The following is a 13,953-nucleotide window of genomic DNA, read 5'->3' as shown; positions in this document are numbered from 1 at the left end:
CCGTCAACGTCCCTGGAATTTCGCGGAGCGCTTTTCGGTGAACGCGGCCCGGCCTTCCCGATAGTCGTCGCTGCTGGCTGCCGCCGCGATCATCGCCTCGGCTCGATCGAGATCAAGCACGCCGGTGCCCATCACCATCCCGTTCAGCAGGTATTTCGCGCCCGCCAGGCTCAGTGGCGCGTTCGCCGCCATCGTTCTCGCGAACGCGCGCGCATCGGCCACCGGATCGCTCGTCCTTGCGCGCGCCTTGGCGCAGCTCACACGCTGCCACCACGAGAGCGGCGCGACCTGCGCGTCGTCTCCGGCGATCCGGTCCACGAATCCAATGTCACGTGCCGCTCGCGCATCGAATCGCTCTGCGCCGTAGAGAATCTTCTTCGCTTGCGACAGCCCCACCAGCGACAACAGCTTGCGCGTCCCACGCACGCCGTAGATGATGGAAAGGCGGGCCGCAGGAATGCCGAACGTGGCGTCGGGCGCCGAGAAGCGGAAGTCGCAAGACATCGCCAGATGCGCGCCGCCGCCCAGGCAATAGCCGCGCAATACCGCGATGGTTGGCTTCGAGATGTTCGCGATCGCATCGCAGCAGGCATCCACTGCGATCTCATATGCGTTCGCCTGGCCAGCGTCGGCACGCACTTTCTCGAACTCGGAGATGTCGGCGCCGGCGCAGAAGTCGTCCCCCGCGCCCGTCAGCAACACAGCCCGCACCTCGGGATTTCGTTCGAGCGCAGCCATGATCGATGGCATCGCGAGCCACATCCCGTATGTCATCGCGTTGCGGCTGCCCGGCCGGTTCATGGTGACGACCGCGATCTGATCGGAGATCCATACTTTGATCTTCTCGGTCATCAACGCATCCACCATCTCCGCCTGAAGGCCGGCCAGCGGGACCTCAGGTGCGCCGTCCGCCCCGGTGGAGCGAGCCTGCGGCGCAGCAGCGCCGACGGGCTCCGCGCGTTGCCGCGGTGCCGCGGGTTCGCCGGCGACGGCCAATTCCGCCTGAGCCGGCGCAACGAGCGGACGCTCGATCGACACAGCCGCCATCAGCGCATCGACACCCATCGTCGATGACGACGTCTCCTGTTCGCCATTGGCCACTCTCGTGCCGACCTGCCTCGCGAACAGATCAAAGAAATCGTCTGCAGACTTGCGCGCCGCCGCATCGATCATGCGCGAGCCCAACTGGGCCAGCTTGCCACCTACATTTGCCTTGACGCCGTATCGAAGCAGCGTGACATCCTGCTCCAGTGCTTCGAGCACTACGTCGATGTCGGCACGCGCGAAGCCTGCCGCGCCGCCAGACCCTTCACCCGTCAGCGTGTAACTGACGGGGGCGGCGATATTCGACAAAGTCACCTTGCCGGCGAACCGCGCTTTGATCGGCCCGACCTTCGACACCACCGTCGCGGTAAATTCGTTGTCGGCGCTCTTCTCGAGCACTTCGCACCCCGGGATGCTGGCCTGCAGCACCGCCGGATCGTTGAGCGCGCTCCACACGGTCTCGCGGGAGGCCTGCAACCGCGCTTCTCCTGCCATTTCCATTTGTTCTCTCCTCCAGGACACCTGTCGCGATCAGCGCGTCAGGCCATCAACGACTGCAAGACTTGCCGGACATCGTGCGGAACCGGCACCGGGCCGTTCGTTGCTCGATCGACATAGACATGTACGAACTCGCCGATCGCCGAAGCCGTGTCGGCATCGTTGCGAAACAGCGCGATCTCGTAGCGCACGCTACTGTTGCCGAGATGCACGACCTTCATGCCGACATGGACGACGTCGGGAAAGCCGATGGACGAGAAGTACGTGCAACGCGTGTCGACCACGAGCCCGATGACGGGGCTGTTTGCTATATCGAGCACGCCACGTTCGATCAAATGCCGATTGACCGCCGTATCGAAGTACGCGTAATAGACGACGTTGTTCACGTGCCCGTAGGAATCGTTGTCAGACCAGCGCGTCTGGATGGCACTGAAGTGCGGATATTGGGCGCGGCACGACGGCATTTTTTTCTGACTCACAGAACCTCCTCGTAGAGCGCGGCCGCATCCTGAAGGGAAATCTCACGCGGGTTGTTGACGAGCAGACGCGTTTGACGCATCGCGTCTTCAGCCAGTGTCGCGATATCGTCGTGGCCGATACCGACGTCCGACAGCCGCGTTGGCAAACCGAGCGCCTTCGGCAACGCAGTCAACCGCTCGACCAGTGAATTCGCACGCGCACTGGCGTTTCCCGTTAAGTCCGGCATCAGAACGTCGGCAAGCTCCGCATACCGATCGGCCACCGCATCGAGGTTGAAGCGCATGACCGCCGGCAGAACGAGCGAGTTCGACAACCCGTGCGGAACGTGGAAGCGTGCGCCTATCGGATAGGCCAGCGCATGCACGCCTGCTACGGGAGCATTGGCGAACGCGAGGCCGGCCAGCATTGCGCCGAGCAGCATTGCCTGACGTGCGTCGCGATTTGCACCGTTGGCACAGGCCTCGCGAATGTTGGCGCCGAGCAAGCGAAGCGCTTCCTTCGCCAGGCAATCGGAAACCGGATTCTTCAGGCGCCTGCTGGTATATGCCTCAATCGCATGAACCATTGCATCGACGCCCGTCGCCGCCGTGACCGCGGGCGGCAGGCTCAACGTCAGATCCGCGTCGAGCACCGCGATGTCCGGCAGCAGCACCGGCGAGACAACACCCTTCTTTTCTCCGTCCCCGGTCGTCACGATCGAAATCGGCGTGACCTCGGATCCGGTTCCCGCAGTCGTGGGGAGCAACACCAGCGGAAGTCGCGGTCCCTTCGCGACGCCAACGCCGTAGACGTCGTCGAGTTTTTCCGTCCGGCGCGCTAGAAGCGCCACCAGTTTCGCGACGTCGAGTGAGCTGCCGCCACCGATACCGACCACACAGTCGGCCCGCGCGGACACCACCGCATCGGCCGCACCGTTCACTACATGAGCCGGCGGATCGGCGTGCACGTCCGCATACACCGTTACATCCATGCCGGCCGCCTCGAGGCTTCCTAGAGCCGGCTTTAGCAGACCGTTATCGACGATGCCGCGATCGGTCACGATAAAGGCCGAGCGACAACCCAGGCGCTCGACGATTTCCCCAAGGCGCGCCGAGGCACCGGCCTCGACGATCGTCGACCTGTTCGACTGAAACTCAAATGCGTTCAATTTTGCTCCCCCACCCGATCAAAGATCCCTGGAATCTACGACGATGTCGTAGCTCTCATGTAACTTGCATAAATGGACTATAGTGGGCAAAATTTTGGTTTGCAAGCCTCTTGTTCGACAACTTGTTACATATGACGTTACGTGATTGTTCAGCCGTTAATTGGTGAGCTATTGAAGTATTCCGCGCGGATGCGGCCGTCTCTTTCGCGTGATGACGCGGCCGTTCCGATGTGGATTTGTCAACGTAGAGATCGCTTGCATTTCTGATACCTTCTTGATTGTGTACCGGACATGCCTACACGGCTTTCGTCTGCTGCAAGGTCGAATCGGGACACGGCAAGTCCGCGCGCGCGACTGGGTGTGCCTATCGACACGTGCAATAGGCCAGAAGCGTCGAACTATGAGGACGAGAAAGAGCGAGATGGCGATGCAACCGCCACGCTCGCGGTCGTATGGCGCAATTTGAAGGATATGCCCAGCCGGCCCGCGGGCCGGCTGGGCGAAAAGACTGCCACCGCCACCATGCTATTGAATAGACCTGCCGCCGCACGCGCACTGTGGCGCCAGGCGGTAACGCAGCGCAAGTCAGCCGACATCGAGCTCTACCGGCAACGCATACCGCAGCAGGTACGACATTTCACGCGGATCGAGTTCGGCACCGCATTTGTCACATACGACAAGCGCATGGAAATCGTGGTCACACTCCCGGTGCCGGAGTTTCAACGGTGCTTTTCCACCAGACAACCATTTGTCGCCCCAGGCCATCATGACGAGCATCGGCCCATACATGTCACGGCCCATTTCGGTCAGCCGGTACTCGTAACGCTTCGGCCTCTCCTGATACAGGCGTTTCTCCGCGATACCCTGCTCCACGAGACGCTGCAGCCGGTCCGACAAGATGTTGGTGGCGATACCCAAGCGCGACTGAAATTCGTCGAAGCGTCGAACGCCGTAAAAGAACTCCCGGATCACGAGGAAGCTCCATCGGTCACCGATGATCTGCAACGTCCGCGCGACCGAGCATGGGCGAATGCGCTCGAGGACGCTCACATCCGAATTCCGGCGCGAACGCTTGCGTTCAGCGATACGCTCCTCACCGCCCGCCCCCGGCCCGTCGCGATAGTGGACGGACCTCGGGTCTACGCCGGCGTGACAGTGCGAGCATACGACGCGGGGCGTGCAATCGCATTTGCAGGCCTTGTGAATTAGCTTCAACGGAGGCTGCGCGCCGCCTGCAAGCCACCGGTCCCCGAATGCGAGCAATGCAACCATCGTCGCGTACAAGTCGCGGCCCTGTTCCGTGAAACAGTACTCGTGCCGCGCACCGCCTGTAGACGGAAGCTGTTTCTTCAGTATGCCCAGGGTCGTGAATTTCTTGAGCCGCTCCACCAGCGTGGTACGCGGAACCTGCAGGATGCTCTGGAACTGCTCGAATCGCCTGACGCCGAAGAAGCATTCTCGCAGCACCAGGAAGCCCCACGCATCCGACAGGATCTCGACCGTTCTCGCAACCGATGAATAGCGCTCGATCGATGCAAAGCGCGCATCCGAAGCACTGTGGCTCGACGATTCGAGCATGGTGGGTTTAGCCATAAGTTCATCGAAAAAATTTGAGCTGCCATGCGCACAACACAGATGCTCGCACGCCTATTCGACCCGTTGCGGCACCGATGGCGCTTCGCGAAGCGCGTGCGACTGCACGACCGGCACGCCGTAACGTAGCGAAGTCATCTCCGCCATGATGGCCACCGCGATCTCCGGCGGCGTCCTGGCTCCGATGTGAAGCCCGATCGGTCCATGAAGCGTTGCAACCTGCGTGTCGGTCAGGTCAAACAGCTTAAGCCGTTCCCGACGCTTCGCGTTATTCGCACGCGAGCCGACCGCTCCCACATAGAACGCCGGCGATTTGAGCGCCTCGATCAACGCCAGGTCGTCGATCTTCGGATCATGCGTCAGCGCCACCAACGCAGTGTTCGGATCCAAGCCGATTCGCTCGATCAGGTCGTCGGGCATTTCGCGGAATACTTCAGTATGAGGCACGGGCCATTCCCCAAGGTACTCTTCACGCGGGTCACAAACGATGACCCGATAGCCCAGCGCCACCGCCATCCGCGCAACATATTCGGACAGTTGCCCGGCGCCGATGATCAGCAGGCGATGGCTCGGTCCGTAACATGCACGCAACGACACGCCACCGAATGAGGTCTGGTCCGTCACATCGACAGGCCACACGTCAGCCTCACCGGTCTCGGCGTTACGTTCCGGATCGCCACTCGGCCACGCCTGACCCACTCCAGCGCATCATCCAGGCGCGACAGCGCTCGAACCGGCTCCACAAGAATCATCAGAGTGCCGCCGCATGGAAGACCGAAGCGATGCGCGTCGTCCGCCAAGAGGCCGTAGGTTACAACAGTCGGCGCCGAGCCCGAGAATCCGACGCGCCACACGCGCTCGATTAGATCGTCTTCGAGACATCCGCCCGATATCGATCCCTTCACCGCTCCGTCGTCTCGCAGTGCGACCATCGCGCCAATCGGGCGAGGCGCCGAGCCCCACGTCTTCAGAACCGTGCCAAGCATCACTGCGCGCCCCTCGCGACGCCACGTGACGGCAGTTTCCAGTACTTCTCGATCCAAGCTGTCCAACGCAGTTTTCCTCCACGACTCTATCACTGTACGTCGTTTAGTCTACTTATGCAAGCAACATGATTTCGAGCACCGCCGTGAATCGTAATGGGGTCGTCCTCGATTGTTCGACTTCCTCGACATGAAGACTGCTGAAAGCCGGTTCAGCCAGAATCGCGACATACTCCGCGCTGATGCGCCGCCCGAATTGGCAAGCGATCAACCTCTCGCTATGTCCTGCTAGTCCGGCACGATCGGCTATGTGATCCAGTGTGCACAGTGGGTCGCCTGCCAGGACTGCTACGAGTCCAGTGGGCGACAAAAAGTCGGTCCAACTAGTTTTCCGGTGCTTGCTCTGCTCGCAGATCATCGCGGCGCGTTGCAAGCAAGGTAAATCGAAGGCACCGCGCGAGGTGCACGTACCCCCCTCCGGGGCTCCCGTCGCCCCCTCGTCGTCTTCGCTAATCCTTCATTATCATCGCGTGATACGCGCCCAGCCCCTGTCAGGTCCATTTGCGGAACGCACGGTGAAATGCGCTCGGCTCCGAGAAGCCGAGCTGCACCGCGATATCGCCGATACTGCTTAGCGAGTTGCCGAGCAGATGCACGGCCATGTCGCGGCGCAGGTCATCCTTGATGGTCTGGTACGACCGCCCTTCCGCGCTGAGACGGCGAAACAGCGTACGCTCGGAGACGCGCATCGCGTTGGCCACCCCCGCGAAATCCGATCACGCGTTCACGTCGAGGCCGCGCAAGTACTGGCGGATCCGTAAGCACGGGACCAGTACCGTCTGTGAACGCTCGGTGACGAATGCCATGATGTCCTGTGAAGGACACGAATGACCGGTCGTGTCCACGATAGGAGTTGTGGACAGAGTGACTCAGACAGTCGAGATCCCGCCGAAACGGCAAACTCGCCGACATCCCACGGAATGGAAGCGGACCATCGTCGCGCTAACATTCGAGCCCGGCGCGTCGGTCGCCCGTGTTGCTCGCGAGAACGGCATCAATGCCAATCAGGTGTGGACATGGCGCCGCCTCCATGCGCAAGGCCTGCTAACGGACGATGCGATTCCAGACGCAATGCTGCCGGTTGTCGTCAACGAACCGTCTCAGCCGTCGATGGCGCTCGAGGTGCCGACTGCGACCGACAACATACAGTCCGGCTCGATCCAGATCCAGCATGGCAAGACGTCGATTCGCATCGAAGGCGCGCCGGACCCGGACGTGCTGCGTTCTGTTCTCGATCGCATTTTATGATGATCGGTCTGCCTCAAAACACGCGGATCTGGATCGCGGCGGGCGTCACCGATATGCGATGCGGCTTCAATTCGTTGGCCGCAAAGGTACAGACGGTGCTGGAGAAAGATCCGTTCTCTGGACACGTGTTCGTGTTCCGGGGCAAGCGCGGTGACCTGCTGAAGTGCTTGTATTGGAGCGACGGCGGGCTATGTTTATTGGCGAAACGGCTCGAAAAGGACGCTTTGCTTGGCCCCGTGCCGACTCTGGTGTGGTCGCGCTGACAACCGCGCAGCTGTCGTTGTTGCTCGAGGGCTTCGATTGGCGGCAGCCGGTCGAAGCCGCGCGCCCACGTAGTGCGCTGTAAACCATTGTTAACTGGCGTTCGCGTGATCGCGGGCAGTCGTAAACTGTCCTCATGGAATCAACCTCGACCGCGCTGCCCGACGACAGCAACGCTCTGAGAGCGTTGCTGCTTGAGCGTGAAGCTCAGGTAGCTGAACTGCGAAAGCAGCTCTCGTCGCGGGTTCTCGAAATCGAGCATCTGAAGCTCACGATCGCGAAACTGCGCCGAATGCAGTTCGGCCGGAAATCGGAGAAACTAGATCGCCAGATCGAACAGCTCGAATTGCGGCTGGAGAACCTGCAGGCCGACGAAGGCGCCGCCGATGTGGCAGCCGCTCCCGAGGCAAAGCGTCCGCGCCGCGAAGGTGTGAACCGCAAGCCGCTACCCGAACATCTTGAACGCGAAGAGCGCGTCCATCTGCCCGCCGATGATGACTGCCCCGATTGCGGTGGGCAACTCAAGCCGTTGGGTGAAGACGTCGCTGAGCAACTCGAATACGTGCGTGCGCACTTCCGCGTGATCCGTCACCGTCGCCCAAAGCTGGCCTGCGCGCGCTGTGATCGCATCGTGCAGGCCGCGGCGCCGAGCCGCCCAATCGATCGGGGCATCCCGGGTCCGGCGCTGCTAGCCCACATCGCCGTGTCGAAGTTCGCGTACCACCTCCCGCTGCACCGCCAGGCGGTGATGTACGCGCGTGACGGCGTCGAGATCGATCCGGGCGCAATGGGGTATTGGATGGGCAGTATCGCGGCGCTGCTCGCACCGCTGGTCGACGCCGTGCGCCGCTACGCGCTGACTGGCGAGAAGGTTCATGCGGACGACACGCCGCTGCCTGTGCTGGCACCGGGCAACGGTCGCACGAAGACAGGACGTCTGTGGGTCTACGTGCGTGATGATCGGCCGAGTGCCTCCGAAGAGCCGGCAGCGGTCTGGTTCACCTACACGCCCGATCGACGGGGCGAGCATCCCCACTAGCAGCATCTTGCAGACTTCGCCGGCGTGCTGCAGGCCGATGCGTTTGCCGGCTATGCCGAACTGTATCGCGGCGGCACCATCCAGGAAGCTGCCTGCATGGCCCACGCTCGCCGAAAGATCCACGACCTGCACGCGGTGCGCCCCAACGCCGTGACGGAGGAGGCGCTGCGCCGGATCGGCGCACTCTACAAGATCGAGGAGCAGATCCGCGGCAAGCCGCCCGACGAACGGCGCAGTGTGCGCCAAGCGCGGGCGGTGCCGCTGCTCGACGACATGAAGCGCTGGTTCGAAGCGACGCTTGCCACGCTCTCTGCAAAATCTGACACGACCAAGGCGATTCAGTACGCGCTGAATCGCTGGCCGGCGCTCATCTACTACTGCAGCGACGGGCGTGCGGAAATCGATAACCTGATCGCCGAGCGAGCACTGCGCGGCGTCGCCCTAGGCAGGCGGAATTACCTGTTCGCCGGCGCCGACTCCGGTGGCGAACGTGCCGCCGCGATGTATAGCCTAATCGGCACGGCACGTCTGAACGGCCTCGATCCCGAGGCGTATCTCGCGTACGTGCTCGAGCGCATCGCTGACCATCCGATCAGCCGCATCGACGAGCTGCTGCCGTGGAACGTGGGGCCGCTTCTGCCAGTTTCCGCGCGCATCACAGAAATTCATTAGCCGCTCGCGTATTCTTCATCGACGATATTCACGACGGTGCAGGTCGATGCTGATAGAGTTCCGATGGGGTGCCTGAAGGCGTGTGGTCGGCACAACGCGTTCCACCGAGAATGCGAGAAGTACGATCTCCGAGCCGCTATCAGCACCGCCCGACGAACAACGCCAGTTGAAAAGAGAGATTCCCATGAAACGCCGTTACGTGACTGCAGACGTGTTTTCCGATATTCCGTTTGAAGGAAACCCGGTCGCGGTTGTATTGGACGCTGAGGGCTTATCGACGCAGCAGATGCAACTCATTGCGGCAGAATTCGCTTACAGCGAAACGACCTTCGTGCTGCCGCCACGGGATTCATCACATACGGCGTGGGTGCGAATTTTCACACCCACGAGGGAAATTCCATTTGCCGGTCACCCGAACATCGGTACGGCGTTTGTCCTCGCCACACAAGCGGTCGCAGGAGGAAAGCCGTTGCCCGACACCTTAGTGTTCGACGAAGCGGGCGGCCTTGTGCCAGTGCGGCAAATGAAAGACGGTAATGCGGTGGTGGGTGGTGAGCTCATCGCCCCCGAATCGTTATCGCGGCGCTCAGCCGTACAGGCGGACCAGGTTGCGGCATGTCTCTCGCTCGACGCCGGCGACATCATGACTGACGTGCACCAGCCTCGGGTCGTCTCAGTGGGGCTGCCGTTTCTGGTGGTGGAACTTGCCTCCCGTGAGGCGCTGCGCCGTTGCACGCCCAATCCAGTTGCCTATAAGGCGACGCTTCCACTCGATGGCGCTGTCTCGATCTACGCATACACGCGCGATGTAGCTCTGCACGACGCAGCGAGTGACTGCGATTTACAGGCGCGCATGTTCACGCCACGCATGACGGAGGATCCAGCGACGGGTAGCGCGACTGCCGCGACCGTTGCTTTGCTGGCGACGCTACGTGCGGCCCCGCAGTTGACATTGCGTGTGCGGCAAGGTGTTGATATGGGCCGTCCTAGCCTGCTCCTCGCACAGTTCGAGGTGGCGGGTGATGGCGCGACGGTTCGAGTGGGCGGTAAATGCGTCATCGTTATGACGGGCACGTTCACACTCGCAGGCCAAGCGTGATGGAGGCAACGCCATTTCGGTAGTGGTGTCCGAATCACAGCAGAATGACGGGCGGGAACAAAAGCTAGGGAGCGTCAAACCGGCTTGAGCGATGCGACAACAATCCGAAAGTTGGCAAGAGCGCGGATACCGTCTTGCCGGCTTTCGACACCCCGCAAGACGGTACTGGTCGTACGGTTACGCGGATCCGTGCGTTGACACTGCTGCGATCGCGGTAGCGTCCCAGGATGTTCGACGGCGCGCCGCTTAGAGACGGTTTCAAAATGGCCCCTTGGGGCTGTTAACTTTCGCGACGAGCTGTTAACCTCAGGCATCGGAGCAACAGAGACTGAGGAGATGGGCAAGCCGATCATCGACGACGAGTTGTGGACACTGATCGAGCCGTTACTGCCGCCATCCAAGCCACGGCGCAAGAAGAACCCGGGCTGCCTGCCGGTTTCGAACCGCGCCGCGCTGACCGGCATCTTGTTCGTTCTCAAGACCGGACTGCGCTGGCGCGATCTGCCTGCCGAGATGGGTTGCGGCTCGGGCGTGACATGTTGGCGACGGCTACGCGACTGGCAGGTTGCCGGCGTGTGGGACCGCTTGCACGAGCTGCTGCTCGCGAAGCTGCGAGCAGCAGACCAGATCGACTTCTCTCGAGTTGCTGTCGATTCATCATCGATTCGCGCCGTTGGGGCAGGCCAAAAACTGGGCCAAACCCTACCGATCGCGCGCGACCCGGTTCCAAGCACCACATCGTCACCGACGCCAACGGCACGCCGCTCGCCGCGATCCTGACCGGCGCGAACGTCAACGACGTCACGCAATTGCTGCCGCTGATCGACGCGATTCCGCCGATTCGCGGTTTGCGCGGCCACCCGCTGCACAGACCGTGTGTGGTCTACGCCGATCGCGGATACGACTCCGAGCGACATCGGCGCGCGTTGCGCGATCGCGGTATCGAGCCAGTGATCGCCAAGCGCCGTACCGAACATGGCAGCGGCCTTGGCAAATATCGCTGGGTCGTCGAACGCACGCATGCCTGGCTGCATCACTTCCGTCGTCTCCGTATTCGTTTCGAGCGCCGTGCAGACATTCACGGCGCGTTCCTCAAACTCGGTTGCTGTCTGATCTGCTGGAATACCCTTCGGCGGGCCGATCAGTCTTTATGAAACCGTCTCTTAACGCAGTGTCCGGAATGAGTTGACCACTACACGACAACACTGGCCCAGCCGAGTCGCTCACCGCGATAGCGTGAACGCGCTGACCGGACTGGTCTTCTCGTAGAACTTGCCACCTTCCAACTCCTCGACGGTCACCGCCCAGTAGTAGTCGCCCGGCGGCAGGTGCACGATGGTGATTTTGCAGGCCTGCAGCCCCACTTGGTCGACGACCGGCGCGCTCAGGTCCTTCGAGCGCGACAGCACGAACCGGTAGTGCGCATCCTTGCCCGAACCGCTCGGCGACCAGCGAAACTCGTAGCCGCCCGCGCCGGGGGACGCACTTGCGTCTAGCCCCATCACGCGGCGTTCGAACACATAGGTGCGTGCCACGCCTTCGAGACCGTTCTCGTCAATCGCGGCCAGCCGCACGAAGTAATTTCCGTTCGGCACGTCGCTGAACACCGCGCGCGGCGCATCGGTGCGCGTTTCGCGGAACAGGTCGAGCAGCCCCGCGTCGTGCGCAAGCTGCACGTGGTAGCCATGTGCCTGAGCGAGTGGCGCGACGTCGAACGCGACGTCGGACTCGTCCTGCACCTTGTCCGGATACGCGAGCGCGGGTGCGGCCAGCAGCTCGACGGGCGCCCCGACCGCGCCGGACGATGTCGAGACGCTACCGAAGTTCGCGTGCACGAGCGTCGGGGCGGCTGCCTGCCGGTGACCCGCGACGCCGACGGTGCCGTCGAGCACTTCGACACGCGTCAACGCATTGCCGGCTGCGTCGTAGTTCACGCGGAAGTATGTGCCGCGCACGCCGGCCACGACGGACGGCGAGCGGATCTGAAAGCGGTCGTCGCGTTTCTTCAGATGCGTGACCTCGCTGGTGACCGAGCCGCGCGTGAGTTCGAACTCGCGATCGAGCGTGCCGGTCAGCACGGTGCGGCGCAACGACTTCAGGTCGAGCTGGCTGTCGGGCGGCAAGCTCATGTGCGTTCCATCGGCGAGCTTGATCGTCACGAACCCGTTCGGACCCGTACGTACGCGGTCGCCTTCGGCGAGCGTCGCGTCGTTTGCAAGCGCCGTGAAAGCGTCGCCCGACGCGCGTTCGGCCGTGCCCTGCACCGCGATCACTCGTGCGGTCAGTTTTTCCTTACGCAGGCGAACAACCGGCAGCTTCAGCACGACACCACGCTGCAGGTACTTCGGCGCTGGCACGCTGTTGATCTGCTGGAGCAGTTGCCAGTCGTCCGAGCCCTGCAGATAACGCGCGGCGACGTCGTACAGCGTGTCGCCTGCCTGCGCGCGGTACTCGACCATCTTGCTCGCGGCAGCGGGCGGCCGCGCAGCTGCCTGCTGCGCGGCGAATGCAAACGGAACGGCGCACGCTGTGCGCAGCGCCATCGTGCGCAGGTTTGCCATGCGCTGCGTGATTTCTGTCACCACTCCGTTTCTCCCTGTTCGACCCGTTCGAGCCGATAGCCGTAGATCGGCGCGAGGCGATAGCCATTTTCAGGCCGCTGGCCAAGCTTCGTGCGTAGCATCGAGATGTGAGTGTCCATCTTGCGCGACGGGATGTCCGTCGCCTGCCGTGGAGCAATTAATGTTGTCACAGTTTGCGAAGGAAAGATGTCACTTCGCCTGTCGTCGTCGACCGAGAGATGCGAATATCTCGTGAATTCATGATGTTGTGCGTCACGCATCAAGACTGTTACTGGGGGCCTCGCGAAGAACTCCGCTAACGCGACAACACCCTTGTGACGCGTGATCTCCGCCCCTGCGAAGGCTTGTTGTTTAGTCGCGTAGAGAACCCCATACACGACCTTGCGTGGTTTGATATTTCTACCCCACTGATCCTATCATCTGTAAAATTGACCGACGTTCAACAATCGTCAAGGATACCTTTCTAATTTTTTTCAGCAAAAGCCTGTGGCTGGCGTGCCGGGGCGGGGCGGGCGAATTGTGCTGGTTAGGAGCGTCGTGACGCGGCTAGCTGCGCGTTCGCCTCAGCCAACCGAAACACATCCGGATCGAACGGCTCTCCGAGCCACTCCACCGGTTGGCGCCTTACTTCGGATATCCGGCCGGCCAGCGTGCGCACGAGCTGAGCGTAGCCCGCCGGGCCGCCGCAATCCTCGGGCGGGCACGCTTCGGCACCGGCGACCCACCGCGGATAGCGCACACCCACAGCCGCCGGCTCGACCGCCTCGATCCTGACCGCATGCGGCCAGCCATCGTCGGGATCGTAGTGCAGGTCAATGCCGCACTGATTGCGGCCACCTCTTCGAGCCGTACGTCGGCGGCGCCGCTCGCTAACGGATTCAGCGCCCCAACGAGCTCCGCAAACCCAAACCCGTAGCGATTCCGGCCGTGCCAGCCCATCGCCGCCTGGATCACGTCGTGCAGCTCGGCCAGCGAAAGGTCGGCCGACACCTCGAGGCGGCGCCAAATTTCCGGCGCAACGTCCAGCAGACTGATACGCAGCCGCATCACGCGCGGACCAGGCGCTGCCTCCACAGGGTCGCACGTGGCTGAACCTGGACTATCTGGATCGCCCGGAAACGGAATCACGTTGCCCGGAGCGATCCGGTAGGTCCATGTAAGATCCGCGCCGACGCGCTGCGCATCGATCTCGGACACGCAGTTGTTCAGATGCGCCTCGTCCCGGATCTCGTCGAACAGTTCCTCAA

At 62.2% G+C, this 13,953-nt stretch carries 11 protein-coding genes and 5 pseudogenes; 5 read left to right on the top strand and 11 right to left on the bottom strand.

Annotated elements, in window-relative coordinates:
• Window positions 1-3 precede the first annotated feature (3 nt).
• The 7 genes and pseudogenes from ACN22W_RS36585 to ACN22W_RS36555 form a co-directional block, all read right to left on the bottom strand.
• Window positions 4-1,545 carry an enoyl-CoA hydratase-related protein gene (locus tag ACN22W_RS36585; protein ID WP_419689980.1) on the bottom strand — a complete coding sequence of 514 codons (1,542 nt, stop codon included), beginning with the start codon at window positions 1,543-1,545 and terminating at the stop codon, window positions 4-6.
• A 38-nt stretch (window positions 1,546-1,583) separates the two neighbouring features.
• A complete protein-coding gene (locus ACN22W_RS36580; protein WP_419690734.1) occupies window positions 1,584-2,006 on the bottom strand; it encodes an acyl-CoA thioesterase in 423 nt (140 codons plus the stop codon).
• An 11-nt stretch (window positions 2,007-2,017) separates the two neighbouring features.
• Window positions 2,018-3,169 (bottom strand): iron-containing alcohol dehydrogenase, encoded by a 1,152-nt coding sequence (locus tag ACN22W_RS36575; RefSeq protein WP_419689979.1) that lies wholly within the window; start codon window positions 3,167-3,169, stop codon window positions 2,018-2,020.
• Between the two features lie 585 nt (window positions 3,170-3,754).
• Window positions 3,755-4,762, bottom strand: coding sequence for a winged helix-turn-helix transcriptional regulator (locus ACN22W_RS36570; protein WP_419689978.1), 1,008 nt, complete (start codon window positions 4,760-4,762; stop codon window positions 3,755-3,757).
• A 54-nt stretch (window positions 4,763-4,816) separates the two neighbouring features.
• Window positions 4,817-5,461 (bottom strand): XdhC family protein, encoded by a 645-nt coding sequence (locus tag ACN22W_RS36565; protein WP_419689977.1) that lies wholly within the window; start codon window positions 5,459-5,461, stop codon window positions 4,817-4,819.
• On the bottom strand, window positions 5,383-5,748 hold the full coding sequence (locus ACN22W_RS36560) for an XdhC family protein (RefSeq protein WP_419690733.1): 366 nt from the start codon (window positions 5,746-5,748) through the stop codon (window positions 5,383-5,385). Before ACN22W_RS36560 ends, ACN22W_RS36565 begins: the two co-directional genes overlap by 79 nt.
• Window positions 5,749-6,296: 548 nt before the next feature.
• A pseudogene (locus ACN22W_RS36555) lies at window positions 6,297-6,485 on the bottom strand (helix-turn-helix domain-containing protein); the annotation flags it as partial.
• A 184-nt stretch (window positions 6,486-6,669) separates the two neighbouring features.
• Between ACN22W_RS36555 and tnpA the strand changes: the two are divergent.
• The 5 genes and pseudogenes from tnpA to ACN22W_RS36530 all read left to right on the top strand — a co-directional run bounded on the left by tnpA (window position 6,670) and on the right by ACN22W_RS36530 (window position 11,278).
• Complete coding sequence (tnpA, locus tag ACN22W_RS36550; protein WP_419689976.1) at window positions 6,670-7,053, top strand: IS66-like element accessory protein TnpA; 384 nt, start codon at window positions 6,670-6,672, stop codon at window positions 7,051-7,053.
• Window positions 7,050-7,399: pseudogene (tnpB, locus tag ACN22W_RS36545) on the top strand (IS66 family insertion sequence element accessory protein TnpB). Before tnpA ends, tnpB begins: the two are co-directional and overlap by 4 nt.
• A 51-nt stretch (window positions 7,400-7,450) precedes the next feature.
• A pseudogene (tnpC, locus tag ACN22W_RS36540) lies at window positions 7,451-9,025 on the top strand (IS66 family transposase).
• A gap of 184 nt (window positions 9,026-9,209) precedes the next feature.
• Window positions 9,210-10,124 (top strand): PhzF family phenazine biosynthesis protein, encoded by a 915-nt coding sequence (locus ACN22W_RS36535; RefSeq protein ID WP_419689975.1) that lies wholly within the window; start codon window positions 9,210-9,212, stop codon window positions 10,122-10,124.
• Window positions 10,125-10,460: 336 nt separating this feature from the next.
• Window positions 10,461-11,278, top strand: a protein-coding gene (locus tag ACN22W_RS36530) for an IS5 family transposase (protein WP_419689974.1) whose coding sequence is annotated in 2 segments (ribosomal slippage) — window positions 10,461-10,809 and window positions 10,809-11,278 — 819 coding nt in all. Because the reading frame shifts where the segments join, the coding sequence is not laid out codon by codon here.
• Between the two features lie 69 nt (window positions 11,279-11,347).
• On the opposite strand, the gene ACN22W_RS36525 is transcribed toward ACN22W_RS36530, so the two are convergent.
• The 4 genes and pseudogenes from ACN22W_RS36525 to ACN22W_RS36510 all read right to left on the bottom strand — a co-directional run.
• Window positions 11,348-12,709: a FecR domain-containing protein gene (locus ACN22W_RS36525; protein ID WP_419689973.1), complete on the bottom strand. Its 1,362-nt coding sequence runs from the start codon at window positions 12,707-12,709 to the stop codon at window positions 11,348-11,350.
• A pseudogene (locus tag ACN22W_RS36520) lies at window positions 12,703-12,855 on the bottom strand (DNA-binding response regulator); the annotation flags it as partial. The pseudogene ACN22W_RS36520 and the gene ACN22W_RS36525, both read right to left, overlap by 7 nt.
• 377 nt (window positions 12,856-13,232) lie before the next feature.
• Window positions 13,233-13,475 carry an IS1096 element passenger TnpR family protein gene (locus ACN22W_RS36515; protein WP_419690732.1) on the bottom strand — a complete coding sequence of 81 codons (243 nt, stop codon included), beginning with the start codon at window positions 13,473-13,475 and terminating at the stop codon, window positions 13,233-13,235.
• Between the two features lie 185 nt (window positions 13,476-13,660).
• Window positions 13,661-13,753: pseudogene (locus ACN22W_RS36510) on the bottom strand (IS1096 element passenger TnpR family protein); the annotation flags it as partial.
• Window positions 13,754-13,953 lie beyond the last annotated feature (200 nt).

It is taken from the genome of Burkholderia theae (assembly GCF_048565265.1).
Lineage (GTDB): Bacteria > Pseudomonadota > Gammaproteobacteria > Burkholderiales > Burkholderiaceae > Burkholderia > Burkholderia theae.
The sequence above is the reverse complement of the archived record's forward strand: the minus strand, read 5'-3'. Positions and strand labels throughout refer to the sequence as shown.

Coding starts and splice junctions, on each gene's coding strand:
- ACN22W_RS36585 (WP_419689980.1), bottom strand. CDS start 1,545: ATGGAAATGGCAGGAGAAGCGCGGTTGCAGGCCTCCCGCGAGACCGTG.
- ACN22W_RS36580 (WP_419690734.1), bottom strand. CDS start 2,006: ATGCCGTCGTGCCGCGCCCAATATCCGCACTTCAGTGCCATCCAGACG.
- ACN22W_RS36570 (WP_419689978.1), bottom strand. CDS start 4,762: ATGGCTAAACCCACCATGCTCGAATCGTCGAGCCACAGTGCTTCGGAT.
- ACN22W_RS36560 (WP_419690733.1), bottom strand. CDS start 5,748: ATGCTTGGCACGGTTCTGAAGACGTGGGGCTCGGCGCCTCGCCCGATT.
- ACN22W_RS36535 (WP_419689975.1), top strand. CDS start 9,210: ATGAAACGCCGTTACGTGACTGCAGACGTGTTTTCCGATATTCCGTTT.